This is a genomic window from Antricoccus suffuscus (assembly GCF_003003235.1).
Classification (GTDB): domain Bacteria; phylum Actinomycetota; class Actinomycetes; order Mycobacteriales; family Antricoccaceae; genus Antricoccus; species Antricoccus suffuscus.
On the sequence record NZ_PVUE01000004.1, the window covers coordinates 59,750 to 73,953 of the forward strand.

Here is a 14,204-nt window from a genome sequence, read left to right on the forward strand (position 1 = left end):
ATGGACGTCCGAGGGGTGCACTACGACGTGGGCCACCGCTACGCCACCGACCGGGGCATCGAGACGACGCGCCCGCGGTTCGACCTGGCAAGCGTGGAATCGGACATGGCCACCATCGCTGGCGCGCTGCATGCGAACACTGTTCGCGTCGCCGGAACGGACCCGGGCCGGCTACGCGCGGCATCCAGGGCGGCGCTCGACGCCGGGCTCGCCGTGTGGCTGTCACCGCACCCGGCAGACCTGGCCAGCGACGAGATCGTTGCATATCTAGCCGAGGCCGCCCGGATTGCCGAGGACGTCCGCTCGGCCGGCGGGCAGATAACGATGGTCGCCGGCTGCGAGCTGAGCCTGTTCGCGGCTGGCTACCTGCCCGGCGCAACGCTCGACGAACGCCTATCCGCACTGACCGGCTCGACACCTGTGCCTGACCTGTCCGCGCGGTTCGAGCAGCTGCCACACGCGCTGAACTCCACACTCGCTAGCGTCGCCGCCGCGATCAAAGACCGCTTCGCCGGGCCGGTCACCTACGCGTCCGCACCTTGGGAAGTGGTCGACTGGGCGCCGTTCGATGTCGTCTCTGTCGATCTGTACCGGGACAGCACCAACAGGATCGCCTACCGGGATCTGTTGCGTGGTTACGGCAAGTTCGGCAAACCGATCGTGGTCAGCGAGTTCGGCTGCTGCACCTACCAAGGTGCCGCCGAAGCAGGCGGCGCCGGCTTCATGATCATCGACGACGGACCCGCACCCACTGTCAAGCGGCCACCGCCAGCGCGGAGCGAGGCCGAACAGGCCAACTATGCCAAGGAACTACTGGCCATATTCGAGACCGAAGAACTCCACGGCGCGTTCTGGCACACCTTCGCCGGCTGGACGTTCCCGCACCGCCCCGACCCCGAAACCGACCTGGACCTCGGCTCTTTCGGCCTGGTGAAGATCCACGATTCCTTCCAACACCCACCAATCCGAGTACCCAAGCAGGCGTTCTACGAAGTCGCTGCCCCCTACGCCACATACGCAGACCGAACCCGTCGCGCCTGAAACAATGCACGCCCCAACCCCGCAGGTGCCTGACGCGACAGCATCACCATCGCAACAACCCCAGAATCGCCAAGTCACCACACGCGGATCGACGAGCGGTGACGCTGACGCCGGTCAGTGATCGCTCAGCGCGTCCCTCGCAAGGATCGTTCATCGGACAGGCGCAGCACTGTGAGAGAAAGGTTGGCAAGTCTTATAGGTGTCGCGTCGGGTCCATCCGCTGGTGCAGGATCCGGATGACGTCGACCGTGTCGGTGCTCTCGCGGTAGAACACCAGATGACTGCCGATGCCGTATCGTCGGTAGCTCCGGCGGATCTCGTCGCAGGAACGGCCTCGCTCGGGGTCAGCGGCAATGCGCTCGATCGCGGCCTTGATCTCGAGGACGTATTTCTCGGCCTGGGCTTGATCCCAGTGTTCGGCCGTGTAGTCCCAGATGCCTGACAGGTCGTGGCGCGCAGCCGGAGTGAGCCGGTATGCCTTCACTACTTCACTTCTTGGCTGCGATGAAGGCGTCGAAGTCGAATGGTGTCGGTTGCCCGCTGACCTCGCCAGCTTCCAGCGCAGAGCGCAGCGCTGCCAAGTGCGTCTCCCGGTCCTCCAGCAGGCGGAGGCCCGCCCGCACGACCTCACTGGCCGATCGGTAGCGGCCGGCGGCCACCTGCTGGGACAGGAAGCCCGCGAAGTGATCGTCCAGGCTGATGGATGTATTCTGAGCCATGGATTAAGAATACCAAACATTGGTAATTCTGACATCGTCTTGTGCCGAGCTCTGCCGGGCAACTCCGGCGTTGGCGATCACCTTGTCAGGGTGGAGGATGGCTGCTAGGCGGTGGTCCTTCCGTGTCCGCGTGTTCCGTGGCGATACGGCGACATCGTCGAGGTACCCGATGTCGCCGTTCCGCATGTCCGCGGCACGGCCTGGGTCGCCTACGTCGCCGACCTCAAACTCGCCCAACGGACCCTGATGGACAACACCTGGCTGCCTGACCTGACGATTATTGGATCAGCGAGAGGAACCCCTGTCGGATCAAGTCGCTGGCCGTGGGATCCGCTCGTCGTCTACTGGTTGGGCGATCGGGCGGGTTCAATGTCGAGTCCGCACGGGGGTCGCAGATTTCTCACGTAGCGGGGAGGCTTGATCTATGGACTACGACCCAAGTCAATACCTTGGAAGCGCGCCGCACTACCTGATCGGTCGGCCGCCGTACTCGGCCGAGCTCGCGGATGTCGTTGCTCGAGAGTTGGAACTCGACGGTTCCGGGCACCTGCTCGACGTGGGATGTGGGCCGGGTGTCCTGGCGGTCCAGCTGGCGCCGCTGTTCGAGCTGGTGACCGCGATCGATCCGGACCCGGACATGATCGCCGAAGCACGCCGGCACGCCACAGCCCATGCTGTGACACTCGAACTGCGGCGGGCGAGAGCCGAGGACATCGGCATGCTCGATCTCCCGCCGATGCGCGTGGTCACCTTTGGTCAGTCTTTCCACCGCGTCTCTCGCACTCCCGTCGCCGAGACTGTCTATGACCTCCTGGAGCCGGGCGGCGCGATCGTGCTTGTCAGCCACGACATCAACGCCAGTCCGGCACCCACGAGCACCGGTGATCCATCGATCCCCGACCAGGAGGTGCAGGAACTGATCACACGGTACCTGGGTCCGGATCGCCGCTCTGGCCTGCGTCCCGTCAGCAGCTGTTCGTCGGAGCCCTGGGAGGTCTCGCTGGCCAAGACACGATTCGGGGAGCCGGCGACTGTCCATGCACCCGGCCGTCGCGACGTCACTCGCGACGTCGACGGCATCATCTCCGGCTACCTATCGATGTCGTACGCGGCTCCCCACCTCTTCGGAGACCGGCTCGGACTCTTCGTCGACGATCTGCGGAGCCTGCTCATCGCCCGCACGGAAACGGGACGCTTTTGGGACTGGCCTGGCGAAACTGCTGCGCTCATCGCCCGCAAGCCCTCCCGCACGTGGGACCTTCCGATCGGCACCACCTACTCGCCCCGGTAGATGATCGGCTTCTGGTGGCGCGATCCGCCTTCGCGGACGAGTTGATCGCCCGGCAGATCAGCCTCTCGCTCGGTGGGTCCGTCTACGACCCGACCGATGCCGTCGGTCGCTTGCTGTTCAACGTCCTGGCAATAGGGGCCGGCGGCTGACCGAGCAAGTACAACCCAAACTCGGGAAGCGGGCCATCGAGCAGTGGTCGGCGCAGTCCACGTCCCCGGACGTGTCGACCGGACGGCCGGTGCAGCACCCCCGGTCATCGTCGCGTCCCACCTCAGCGCCATCGTCGGTCAGCCTATGGCGGTCGTCCGATCAGAAGTTCCGCGGACGATCAAGCGCGCGACGTCGCCGAACGCCGGCTATGGCTCGGATCTCATCGAGTGTCGGCGCCGTGCACTACGTTGCGGTGATGACATCTCGACGGCATTGGGTGATAGTCGCCTCGCGTGATCACGCCAGGCGCGGCGTAAGTAGCGGTTTCGTGATGGCCAACCACGGCAAGCGGGCGCCGCTGGCCCGGATGAGGGCCGGCGACGGCATCCTCATTTACTCGCCGAGCACTACCTATCCCCACGGTGAGCCACTGCAAGCGGTCACCATCATCGGCGAGGTCACCGGAGACGAGCCCGAGCCCAGCGAGGTGATCGCTGGCGGCTTCCGTCGCGCGGCGAGGCTGCGTGAGATTGAGCCGCTGCCACTTGGGCTGATCCGCGAGTATCTTCCCGTCGCGCGGATACGGTTCGGCTTCTTCGAGCTTGACGCGGTGGACGCCGAGGCTCTCTTGGATCTCGTGGCGCGCCGGGTCGCCGAGCAAGGTCCGACGACACCACCCGGGTAGCCGAAGTGGCAAGGGTTGACGTCGCACATATGGTATCGGTGCCCTCGTCCTGCGGCGATGGCGGACGGCTATTTCGCGGTCGTCCGGCCACCGCGAGAACGGCCTTGCCACGCTCACCAGAGTCACCGGCGTCGCCACCCCCTTCGACCGGCTTGGTGCGTGTATTGATCACGCTTATGCATTCGAGACCGGCTCGGCGGACTGAGGTCACGTGCACTCGTCATGACCTGCCATCACGCCGTCCGTTTGAGGACCGTGTTGTGGCACACACCGCCTGAGCGTCCGTGACTGGACCCGTCGCGGCGAGGAATTCGGACGGGGCCGAAGATAGCCTGACCACAGGCCCAGTTCCCAGCAGATTGGTGAATCCATCATGCACGCCACGCCATTCCTTACCTTCCAACCCGACCGCGGTCAGAGTGCCTCGGAAGCGATGAGCGCCTACGTCGAACTCTTCGAAGACGGCGAGGTGCTGTCGGATCAGCGTCGAGGTCCCGGAGATCCTGGCGGCGAGGGCACGATCGTGATTGCCGAGTTCAGAGTCGCTGGCCTGACGTTCCGCTGCAGCGACAGCCCAATCCGGCACGAATGGGACTTCACCCCAGCTATCTCAGTATGGATCGACTGCCCATCGACCGACGAGCAGCAGCGGCTGTTCAACGCCCTGGTCGAAGGCGGAAGGGCACACATGCCCATCGATGACTACGGATTCGGTCCATTCGGGTGGGTCCAGGACCGGTTCGGCATCAACTGGCAGCTCGCGGCCGCCGCCGAGTAACCTGCCTCCCGCGCCGGAAGGGGACCCGCATTCGGTGAATGTTCAAGTGGCGATATGGCACGCGGCTTCGACGTTATCCGAGGGTTTACCGTCCCTGAGGGACGTTCGGACGGGCGGGTTCGGGGTCGAAGATCGACTCGATCGGTTGCTCAAAGAGCCGAGACAACGCGAACGCCAGGGGAAGACTCGGATCGTATCGACCGGTCTCGAGCGCGTTGATCGTTTGTCGCGAGACGTCGAGTTCGTCGGCGAGGACCGCTTGCGTCCAGCCGCGCGCGACGCGCAGGGCGCGGAGGTGGTTTCTCATCCGTTGCGGCCGGCGAGGACTGCCTGACCGACCGCCCAGCCGAGCATGCCGACGACGAAGATGACCCAGCCGCCGAGCCGCATGTCGAGACCGGCGATGCCGAGGAAACCGGCCGTGACGGCGGCCAGCATGGCCGCACCAAATCCGATGCTCAGCCCCTGGTAGGTCTGCCTGCTCTGGAGTTCGTCGATTCGCCGCAGGTGGCGTGCCATCGCCCAGATCACCCAGGCGAGCGGGATGATCGGTAGCACTGCCCAGACGAACCGCGCCGGACTGTTGCCATCCAGGCCGCCGAACAAAACGACAACGACGAGGATGACGACGTACGCCGCCATCGCGGGCAAGAAGTCGGTCATGAACCGTTTGGCTCTGGTGCGATCGCCGTTGCTCGCTCGTGTTGTGTCAAGGTTGCTTGTCATGGTTCTACTGTGCACGCTCACCGAATTGATGTCAAGCGTCCTTGTCACGACGGGAGTCGAGCTGACGTGACGGAGCGGGCGTGCGGGTATGCCGAGCCGAGCCCGCACGTCGGCCGCGGGGTTCTACAAGACGGGAAGTTCGCCCTGGGAGAACGCGGGAAGAAAACCGACACCGGACGCCTTGAGTCATTCACACTCAACTTTGAAGGTTAGGTACAACGATGGCTACTATAACGCCTTTGCCCGTACTCTTCGTGAACGATCTCGTCGTACTGCCCGGTATGGTCGTCCCGATCGAGCTGGACGACGCCTCGCGGGCCGCGATCGACACCGCCGCGAACAGTTCGGACGGCAAGCTCCTCGTCGCGCCGCGACTCGAGGACCGCTACCCGTCGTACGGCGTGGTCGCGACAATCGTGCAACAGGGTCGCCTCGCCACTGGAGAACCGGCGGCCGTGGTCAAGGCCGAAAGCCGCGCCAAGATCGGATCCGGCGTCCCCGGTGCAGGTACGGCGCTCTGGGTAGAGACCGAAGAGATCGAGAACGCCGAGCCAGAGGAGACCGTCAAGACGCTGGCCAGCGAATACAAGGCGCTGGTCGTCTCGACACTTCAACGGCGTGACGCATGGCAGGTGATCGACACCGTCAACAAGGTCACCGACCCGTCCGCGCTGGCCGATCTCGCCGGCTACGCTCCGTACCTTGACTCGGCGCAGAAGCGCCAGTTGCTCGAAACCCCTGACGTGAGCGAACGGCTTACTCAACTGATCGCCTGGACCAAGGACCACATCGCCGAGGTCGAGGTCAACGACAAGATCGCCACCGACGTACGCGAAGGCATGGACAAGACGCAGCGGGAGTTCCTGCTCAAGCAGCAGCTCGCGGCGATCCGCAAGGAGCTCGGCGAAGACGAACCCGACGGCGCGGACGACTACCGCACGCGCGTAGAGGCCGCCGACCTGCCAGAAGACGTCCGGAAGGCGGCGCTGCGCGAGGTCGGCAAGCTCGAACGCGGCAGCGACCAGAGCCCCGAAGCGGGCTGGATTCGCACCTGGCTGGACACCGTCCTCGACCTGCCGTGGACGACGCGCACCGAGGACTCTTCGGACATCACCGCCGCACGCGGCGTACTCGACGCCGACCATCACGGCCTGGAGGACGTCAAGGACCGGATCGTGGAATACCTCGCGGTCCGTGCCCGTCGCGCTCAGCGCGGCATGGAAATCGTTGGCGGGCGTGGTTCGGGCGCCGTACTGGCTCTCGTAGGCCCGCCCGGTGTCGGAAAGACGTCGCTCGGTGAGAGCGTCGCCAGGTCGCTCGGCCGCAAGTTCGTGCGAGTAGCCCTCGGAGGCGTCCGCGACGAGGCCGAGATCCGTGGGCACCGCCGGACGTACGTCGGCGCGCTGCCGGGTCGCATCGTGCGGGCCATCAGCGAGGCGGGCTCGATGAACCCCGTCGTACTGCTCGACGAGATCGACAAGGTCGGCTCGGACTACCGCGGCGATCCCGCGGCGGCGCTGCTCGAGGTGCTGGACCCGGCGCAGAACCACACGTTCCGCGACCACTACCTCGAGGTCGACCTCGACCTGTCCGACGTACTGTTCCTGGCCACCGCCAACGTCATCGACTCGATTCCGCAGGCGCTGCTGGATCGGATGGAGATTGTTAGCCTCGACGGCTACACCGAGGACGACAAGATTGCGATCGCCCGCGACTTCCTGCTGCCGCGGCAGCTGGAGCGGGCCGCGCTGACCGCCGACGAGGTCGAGCTGACCGACGCGGCGCTGCGCGAGATCGCGGCGGACTACACCCGTGAACCCGGCGTACGCCAGCTCGAACGGCTGCTGGCCAAGGCGCTGCGCAAGGCGACAACGAAGCTCGCCGGAGACGAGTCCGAAGGCAAGCAGGTCATCGACCTGGACAACCTGCGCGACTACCTTGGACGCCCACGGTTCACACCCGAGGCGCATGAGCGTACGTCGGTGCCCGGTGTCGCGACCGGTCTCGCGGTGACGGGTCTCGGCGGTGACGTGCTGTTTATCGAGGCCAACGCGGTCCCTGGCAAAGCGGGGCTCACGATGACCGGCCAACTCGGCGACGTGATGAAGGAGTCGGCGCAGATCGCGCTGTCCTATGTGCGGGCCCACGCAGAGCAGTTGGGGATCACTGACCCATCCGTGCTCGACAGCAGCATTCACGTGCACGTCCCGGCGGGCGCCGTACCCAAGGACGGGCCGTCCGCGGGTGTCACCATGGTCACGGCTTTGACGTCGATGGCGACCGGTCGGCCGGTGCGTTCGGACGTCGGGATGACCGGCGAGGTGACCTTGAACGGCCGGGTACTGCCGATTGGCGGGCTCAAGCAGAAACTGCTTGCCGCCCAGCGTGCGGACCTGACCACCGTGTTCGTGCCGAAGCGCAACGAACCTGACCTCGACGACGTACCTGCCGAAGTACTCGAGGTGATCGACGTACGCCCGATGACTGACGTGGCCGAACTTGTCAATCTCGCATTGGAGCCTGCGGTGAAGCAGGAGTACGCCGTTGCCTAAGCGCTTCGTTCGCTGAGCACAGACCGCGCACCGGATATCGCCGAGACGCGGTCAACCGAAATGCCCGTAATCTAGGTCCCGTAGATTACGGGCATTTCGCGCCTCGCGGACTCAAGCCGTCGCCGGAGGCGCTCTTGATAGGAGGTCTTGATGGGATCGTTCGACGTGCTTCTCGAGGACGAGCGCACCCAGCTCGAGGCGTTTGTCGAGGAATACCGCGGTGCCTTCGAGCGCCGACTCGATGGCCTGTCGGACGAGCAACTCCGTCGCCGGCTAGTGCCGTCGGCGACGACGCTGCTCGGTTTGCTCAAGCACGTCACGTGGATGCAACGAGTCTGGTTCGAGGAGTGCATCGGGGGTATACCCCGGCTCGAACTAGGACTGGTGCGCAGCCCGGAGGAGTCCTTCCAGCTCGCTGACGACGACACCGTCGCGAGCGTGACGGCCGCATACAGGGCAGCGTGCGCGACAGCCCGGAGTACCGTAGCCGACCTCACGCTGGACGCTGTTGTGACGGGACATCGTGGCGGTGACCGCACGGTGCGCTGGGTGTACTTGCAGGTGTTGCGCGAACTGGCCCACCATTGCGGTCACGCCGACATCTTGCGCGAACAGATACTCGCTAACTGAATTCGAGGCGCGCGCACATGAAATCCGGCCGAAGTTCCGTGGCGTCCCATGCTGGCCCGCGACCGCCCCGCAGCACTCCCGAACCGGCGTCTAATCGGCACAGAATCGCCCAGGACGCGTCAATCACTTAGTTGCCTCTGTGCATATCCCGCGTCTGAGCCCTATCTAGGCGTAGTATTAGAGGGTCAACCAGACAGATTTCGCCCTGAGGTCGCCGCTGCGGGACTTTAAGAGCCCTGCCCTACCTCACTACTGGCCCCGTCAAGCAGATTCCGGCTGACCGAGGATCAGGAGTGCGGAGAAGAGCAGGGACCGGCATTGCGCGATAACGCGAAACTGTGTCTGTCCGAACAGGAAGGCAGCATCCCCGAGTGGCTGAAAACCCGGCTGAGAAGCCCGCGAACGATAGCAAGGCCAAGAAGGCATACGGCGCAGACTCGATCACCGTCCTGGAAGGTCTCGAAGCGGTCCGCAAACGGCCGGGTATGTATATCGGATCGACCGGCGAGCGTGGCCTGCACCACTTGATCTGGGAGGTCGTCGACAACTCGGTCGATGAGGCCCTCGCCGGCTACTGCGACCGGGTCGAGGTCACGCTGATGGCCGACGGCGGCGTGCGTTGCAAGGACAATGGTCGCGGCATCCCGGTCAATGTCGGCAAGGGTCAGACGATGCCGGCCGTCGAGCTGGTGCTCACCGTGTTGCACGCCGGCGGCAAGTTTGACTCCGACTCGTACGCCGTCTCTGGTGGCCTGCACGGTGTCGGCGTTTCGGTGGTCAATGCGCTATCGACGCGGCTCGATGTCGACATCCACCGCAACGGCTTCCAGTGGACGCAGACCTACGAGCACAGCAAGCCGGCGGCGCCGCTGAAGAAGGGTCCGGCGGTCAAGGACACCGGCACGACAATCACCTACTGGGCCGACCCGACGATCTTTGACGCGGTCGTCTACAGCCTCGAGACGATCACCCGTCGACTGCAGGAAATGGCCTTCCTCAACAAGGGCTTGACCATCGTCGTACGCGACGAGCGGCATGAGACGCCCGAAGAGGTCACATTCTGTTACCCCGGCGGGCTCGAAGACTTCGTCAAGCACATCAACTCGTCCAAAAACCCTATCCACAAGTCCATCATCAGCTTCGGCGCCGAAGAAAAGGGCATCTCCGGCGAGATCGCGATGCAGTGGAACGAGTCGTACGGTGAGTCTGTGCGCACCTTCGCCAACACGATCAACACTCATGAGGGTGGCACCCACGAGGAAGGCTTCCGGTCGGCGTTGACCACCGTGGTCAACCGCTATGCCATCGACAAGCGAGTGCTCAAGGACAAAGACGAACGGCTCTCCGGCGACGACATCCGCGAGGGTCTTGCTGCCGTAGTGTCGGTCAAGCTGTCCGAACCACAGTTCGAGGGTCAGACGAAGACCAAGCTCGGCAACGCCGAGGCGAAGACTTTCGTGCAGAAACTATGCAACGACTGGCTGACCGACTGGTTTGAGCGCAACCCCAGCGAAGCAAAGACAATCATCAATAAATCGGCGGATGCGGCGCGTGCTCGCCGTGCCGCCCAGGAGGCCCGCAAGCTGGCCCGTCGCAAGACCGCGATGAACGGCATCAATATGCCGGGCAAGCTGATGGACTGCCGCTCCAACGACCCGTCGAAGTCGGAGTTGTTCATCGTGGAGGGCGACTCCGCCGGCGGCTCGGCCCGGTCCGGCCGTGACTCGCTCTACCAGGCGATCCTGCCCATTCGCGGCAAGATCATCAACGTAGAGAAGGCTCGCCTGGATCGCGCGATGAAAAACAACGAGGTCCAGTCGTTGATTACGGCCATGGGGGCCGGCATTCACGACGACTTTGATATTGAGAAAGCTCGATATCACAAGCTGGTGTTGATGGCCGACGCCGACGTCGACGGCCAGCACATCCGCACCCTGCTGCTGACCTTCCTGTTCCGGTTTATGCGCCCGCTGATTGAGGCCGGCTACGTCTACCTCGCTCAGCCGCCGTTGTTCAAGATCAAGTGGGGCGGCAAGACCGGCGACCAATACGCCTATACCGACCGGGAGCGTGACGGCCTGCTGCAGGCCGGCATCGACGCCGGCCGGCGCCCGCCCAAGGAAGAGGGCATCCAGCGCTACAAGGGTCTTGGCGAGATGGACGCCAAGGAACTGTGGGAGACCACCATGGACCCGACCACCCGCATGTTGCTGCAAGTCAGCCTCGATGACGCGGCGACCGCAGATGACCTCTTCAGCGTGCTGATGGGCGATGACGTCGAGTCCCGGCGCAACTTCATCACCCGCAACGCCCGCGACGTCCGGTTCCTCGACATCTAACGTCCCTCACACTGCAGCTATGCACTAACGGAGATAAACACAAGTGACTGTCAAACCACCGGTGGCACCGGACGAGCCCAGCGACGGTTCGCGTATCGAGCTGATCGACATCCAGGCGGAGATGCAGCGCAGCTACATCGACTACGCCATGTCTGTCATCGTCGGGCGGGCGCTGCCCGACGTACGCGACGGCCTCAAGCCGGTGCACCGCCGCGTCCTCTACGGCATGTACGACGCCGGCTTCCGCCCGGATCGCTCGCACGTGAAATGTTCCCGTGTCGTCGGTGAGGTGATGGGTAACTACCACCCACACGGTGACAGCGCGATCTACGACGCGTTGGTCCGCTTGGCCCAGCCGTGGTCGATGCGTGCACCACTGGTCGACGGTCAAGGCAACTTCGGCTCACCGGGTAACGATCCGGCCGCCGCCATGCGTTACACCGAAAGCCGCCTGACGCCGCTCGCGCTGGAGATGCTTGCCGGCATCGACGAGGAGACCGTTGACTTCTCGCCTAACTACGACGGCAAGGTCCAGGAGCCCGACGTACTTCCGGCTCGGTTCCCCAACCTTCTGGTCAACGGTTCCACAGGGATCGCCGTCGGTATGGCCACCAATATGCCGCCGCAAAACCTGCGCGAGGTCGCTGACGCGGTGGTGTGGTCGCTGAAGAACCCCACCGCCACTGAGGAGGAACTCCTCGAGTCGGCGATGGGCTTCATCAAGGGTCCGGACTTCCCGACCTACGGTCTCATCGCCGGTCGGGCCGGTATTGAGGACGCCTACCGCACCGGTCGCGGCTCGATCCGGATGCGTGCGGTCATCACCGTCGAGGAAGGTGAGAAGGGTGGGACCATCCTGGTCATCACCGAGCTGCCTTACCAGGTCAACCCGGACAACCTCTGCGAGTCCATCGCGATGCAGGTACGCGACGGAAAGCTTGCCGGGATCTCCGATATCGCGGACGAAACCTCCGACCGCATCGGCATGCGGATCGTCATCAAGCTCAAGCGTGACGCGGTCGCCAAGGTCGTCATCAACAACCTCTTTAAGCACACCCAGCTGCAGACGACGTTCGGCGTCAACATGCTCGCGATCGTCGACGGCGTACCGCGCACGCTGCGCCTCGACCAGCTGATCTCGTACTACTGCGCGCACCAGATCGACGTTATCCAGCGTCGTACCCGCTATCGGTTGCGCAAGGCCGAAGAACGCGCGCACATCCTGCGTGGGCTGGTCAAGGCGCTCGACGCCCTCGACGAGGTCATCGCGCTCATCCGGCGCAGCCCCACCGTCGACGAGGCGCGCACGGGCTTGATGGAGTTGCTGGAGATCGACGAGATTCAGTCGACTGCCATCCTGGACATGCAGCTGCGCCGGCTTGCCGCCCTCGAACGGCAGAAGATCATCGACGCCCTCGCCGAGATCGAGAAGGAGATCGCCGAGTTGGAGGCGATCTTGGCTTCTGAGGAGCGGCAGCGTCAGATCGTCGTCGACGAGCTCACCGAGATCGTCGACAAGTACGGCGACGACCGGCGTACCAAGATCATCGGGTACGACGGCGAGGTGTCGATGGAAGACCTCATCCCCGATGAGGAAGTAGTCGTCACCGTTACCCGCAGTGGCTACGCCAAGCGCACGCGCAGCGACCTCTATCGCTCGCAGCGTCGCGGTGGCAAGGGGGTCCAGGGAGCGTCGCTGCGCCAGGACGATCTCGTGGACCATTTCTGGATCGGCTCGACGCACGAATGGATCCTCTTCTTCACTAACAAGGGGCGCGTCTACCGAGCGAAGACCTACGAGCTGCCGGAGTCGACGCGCAACGCCAAGGGCCAGCACGTCGCCAACATCCTCGCGTTCCAGCCGGACGAGACGATCGCCCAGGTCATCAAGATCCGCAACTACGACGCGGCGCCCTACCTCGTGCTGGCCACCCGCAACGGCCTGGTCAAGAAGACCCGCCTCGAGGACTTCGACTCCAACCGCACCGGCGGTGTCATTGCGATCAACCTGCGCGACGGCGATGAGCTCGTCGGCGCAAAGCTGATTAACGACGATGACAACCTGCTGCTGGTCAGCAAGAAGGCCCAGTCGATCTGCTTCTCGGCTTCCGACGAGTCATTGCGTCCTATGGGCCGGGCTACCTCGGGCGTCATCGGTATGCGCTTCGGTGACGACGACGAGTTGCTGGCGATGATTGTCGTCACTGAAGGGGTCGACGTACTCGTCGCGACCGAGCACGGCTACGCCAAGCGGACCGGTATCGAGCACTATCCACTGCAGGGCCGTGGCGGCAAGGGCGTGCTGACGGCCGACTCCAAGTCGCGCAAGGGCAACCTGGTCGGGGCGCTCGCGGTCGATCTTGACGATGAGCTGTTCGCGATCACCTCGAGCGGCGGTGTGATCCGGACCCCAGTGAAGGGTGTTCGTCATAACAAAGACCGAGCAACCATGGGCGTAAAGTTGATGAATCTGCCAGAAGACGTCACTATTGTTGCGATTGCCCGCAACACCGAAGACGCGGCAGCGTCAACCGAGGAGCAAGGCACCTGATGAGCAGTAACAAAGCTGGATCCGACGACTGGCTGTCTGCGCCCGTAGGCGCGAAACAGTCAGCGGCGAAATCGCAGGGGTCCAGCGCGGGGAGCGACGATACAGTCGCAGCCCCGCCTGCCAGCTCGGCGTCGAAGTACAAGTCGTCGTTCACCAACAACATCTCCCAACCGGCGTCCGGTTCGGTCTATCCGGCCGGTACCGAACGCAGCGACGGGCAGTCCCCGGCCACGTCCGCGGCGTTGGACCCTGGCCCGGCGACGTCGATCGGGCTCGGCTCGAGCGCGACGGGCACGCAGACCGCGACGAGCACGCAGAGCGCGGTGAAGACCAAGTCCGGTCGACGCCCGTCGGCGCGTGGTCCGCGTCGCGCGAAGCTGCAGATCCGTCACATTGATCCGTGGTCGACATTGAAGTTGTCGCTGGTCCTCGCGATCGCATTCTTCTTCGTATGGATGGTCGCGGTCGGCATCTTGTACGGCGTACTTTCCGGCATGGGTGTCTTCGACTCGATCGACAGCCTCTTCAGTGAACTCGGCTCGAAGGGCTCTGGGTCGGTCGTCTCTCCCAAGATCATCTTTGGCGGCGCGGCGTTAATTGGCGCGGTCAACATCGTGCTGTTTACGGCGTTGTCCACGATCGGCGCCTACATCTACAATCTGTGCGCCGATCTCGCCGGCGGCCTGGAGATCACCCTGGCTGAACGTCGCTAAACTCAATCGGTGTAAGATTTGCCGGTTGC

General features: G+C 64.2%; 14 protein-coding genes. 10 read left to right on the top strand and 4 right to left on the bottom strand.

Annotated features, from left to right (window positions below):
- Window positions 1–1,041, top strand: coding sequence for a hypothetical protein (locus CLV47_RS06700; RefSeq protein WP_106348257.1), 1,041 nt, complete (start codon window positions 1–3; stop codon window positions 1,039–1,041).
- Between the two features lie 193 nt (window positions 1,042–1,234).
- Here CLV47_RS06700 and CLV47_RS06705 read toward each other — a convergent pair whose 3' ends face one another.
- Window positions 1,235–1,525 carry a type II toxin-antitoxin system RelE/ParE family toxin gene (locus tag CLV47_RS06705; RefSeq protein WP_106348258.1) on the bottom strand — a complete coding sequence of 97 codons (291 nt, stop codon included), beginning with the start codon at window positions 1,523–1,525 and terminating at the stop codon, window positions 1,235–1,237.
- A gap of 4 nt (window positions 1,526–1,529) precedes the next feature.
- Window positions 1,530–1,760 (bottom strand): type II toxin-antitoxin system ParD family antitoxin, encoded by a 231-nt coding sequence (locus CLV47_RS06710; RefSeq protein ID WP_106348259.1) that lies wholly within the window; start codon window positions 1,758–1,760, stop codon window positions 1,530–1,532.
- 424 nt (window positions 1,761–2,184) lie between these two features.
- Here CLV47_RS06710 and CLV47_RS06720 point away from each other — a divergent pair, with 424 nt between their 5' ends.
- The 4 genes from CLV47_RS06720 to CLV47_RS06740 all read left to right on the top strand — a co-directional run bounded on the left by CLV47_RS06720 (window position 2,185) and on the right by CLV47_RS06740 (window position 4,664).
- Window positions 2,185–3,051: a class I SAM-dependent methyltransferase gene (locus tag CLV47_RS06720; RefSeq protein WP_106348261.1), complete on the top strand. Its 867-nt coding sequence runs from the start codon at window positions 2,185–2,187 to the stop codon at window positions 3,049–3,051.
- 14 nt (window positions 3,052–3,065) lie between these two features.
- Window positions 3,066–3,200 (top strand): hypothetical protein, encoded by a 135-nt coding sequence (locus CLV47_RS22595; RefSeq protein ID WP_272946786.1) that lies wholly within the window; start codon window positions 3,066–3,068, stop codon window positions 3,198–3,200.
- A gap of 257 nt (window positions 3,201–3,457) precedes the next feature.
- Window positions 3,458–3,886, top strand: coding sequence for an EVE domain-containing protein (locus CLV47_RS06735; RefSeq protein ID WP_170110986.1), 429 nt, complete (start codon window positions 3,458–3,460; stop codon window positions 3,884–3,886).
- Window positions 3,887–4,259: 373 nt separating this feature from the next.
- The gene (locus CLV47_RS06740; RefSeq protein WP_106348263.1) at window positions 4,260–4,664 is read left to right on the top strand and encodes a VOC family protein; all 405 of its coding nucleotides are present in this window, start codon (window positions 4,260–4,262) and stop codon (window positions 4,662–4,664) included.
- A gap of 85 nt (window positions 4,665–4,749) precedes the next feature.
- Here CLV47_RS06740 and CLV47_RS06745 read toward each other — a convergent pair whose 3' ends face one another.
- Window positions 4,750–4,971: a helix-turn-helix transcriptional regulator gene (locus CLV47_RS06745; protein WP_106348264.1), complete on the bottom strand. Its 222-nt coding sequence runs from the start codon at window positions 4,969–4,971 to the stop codon at window positions 4,750–4,752.
- The gene (locus tag CLV47_RS06750) at window positions 4,968–5,390 is read right to left on the bottom strand and encodes a hypothetical protein (RefSeq protein ID WP_146135306.1); all 423 of its coding nucleotides are present in this window, start codon (window positions 5,388–5,390) and stop codon (window positions 4,968–4,970) included. The genes CLV47_RS06745 and CLV47_RS06750 overlap by 4 nt, the downstream gene beginning before the upstream one ends.
- Window positions 5,391–5,611: 221 nt before the next feature.
- Here CLV47_RS06750 and lon point away from each other — a divergent pair, with 221 nt between their 5' ends.
- From lon to CLV47_RS06775, 5 genes are all read left to right on the top strand, one after another.
- A complete protein-coding gene (lon, locus tag CLV47_RS06755; protein ID WP_106348266.1) occupies window positions 5,612–7,942 on the top strand; it encodes an endopeptidase La in 2,331 nt (776 codons plus the stop codon).
- A 150-nt stretch (window positions 7,943–8,092) separates the two neighbouring features.
- A complete protein-coding gene (locus tag CLV47_RS06760; RefSeq protein WP_106348267.1) occupies window positions 8,093–8,572 on the top strand; it encodes a DinB family protein in 480 nt (159 codons plus the stop codon).
- A gap of 371 nt (window positions 8,573–8,943) precedes the next feature.
- Window positions 8,944–10,911 carry a DNA topoisomerase (ATP-hydrolyzing) subunit B gene (gene gyrB, locus CLV47_RS06765; protein WP_106348268.1) on the top strand — a complete coding sequence of 656 codons (1,968 nt, stop codon included), beginning with the start codon at window positions 8,944–8,946 and terminating at the stop codon, window positions 10,909–10,911.
- Window positions 10,912–10,954: 43 nt separating this feature from the next.
- Entirely contained in the window at window positions 10,955–13,462 is a 2,508-nt protein-coding gene (gene gyrA, locus CLV47_RS06770) for a DNA gyrase subunit A (protein WP_238145262.1), read from the top strand.
- Window positions 13,462–14,175 (top strand): DUF3566 domain-containing protein, encoded by a 714-nt coding sequence (locus CLV47_RS06775; protein WP_106348269.1) that lies wholly within the window; start codon window positions 13,462–13,464, stop codon window positions 14,173–14,175. The genes gyrA and CLV47_RS06775 overlap by 1 nt, the downstream gene beginning before the upstream one ends.
- The last annotated feature ends 29 nt before the right edge of the window (window positions 14,176–14,204 follow it).

Bases quoted from the DNA above. Each gene is read 5' to 3' on its own strand.
- CLV47_RS06750 (WP_146135306.1), bottom strand. From the start codon at position 5,390: ATGACAAGCAACCTTGACACAACACGAGCGAGCAACGGCGATCGCACC.
- CLV47_RS06760 (WP_106348267.1), top strand. From the start codon at position 8,093: ATGGGATCGTTCGACGTGCTTCTCGAGGACGAGCGCACCCAGCTCGAG.
- CLV47_RS06735 (WP_170110986.1), top strand. From the start codon at position 3,458: ATGACATCTCGACGGCATTGGGTGATAGTCGCCTCGCGTGATCACGCC.
- lon (WP_106348266.1), top strand. From the start codon at position 5,612: ATGGCTACTATAACGCCTTTGCCCGTACTCTTCGTGAACGATCTCGTC.
- CLV47_RS06700 (WP_106348257.1), top strand. From the start codon at position 1: ATGGACGTCCGAGGGGTGCACTACGACGTGGGCCACCGCTACGCCACC.
- CLV47_RS06740 (WP_106348263.1), top strand. From the start codon at position 4,260: ATGCACGCCACGCCATTCCTTACCTTCCAACCCGACCGCGGTCAGAGT.
- CLV47_RS06745 (WP_106348264.1), bottom strand. From the start codon at position 4,971: ATGAGAAACCACCTCCGCGCCCTGCGCGTCGCGCGCGGCTGGACGCAA.
- CLV47_RS06710 (WP_106348259.1), bottom strand. From the start codon at position 1,760: ATGGCTCAGAATACATCCATCAGCCTGGACGATCACTTCGCGGGCTTC.
- CLV47_RS06775 (WP_106348269.1), top strand. From the start codon at position 13,462: ATGAGCAGTAACAAAGCTGGATCCGACGACTGGCTGTCTGCGCCCGTA.
- CLV47_RS06720 (WP_106348261.1), top strand. From the start codon at position 2,185: ATGGACTACGACCCAAGTCAATACCTTGGAAGCGCGCCGCACTACCTG.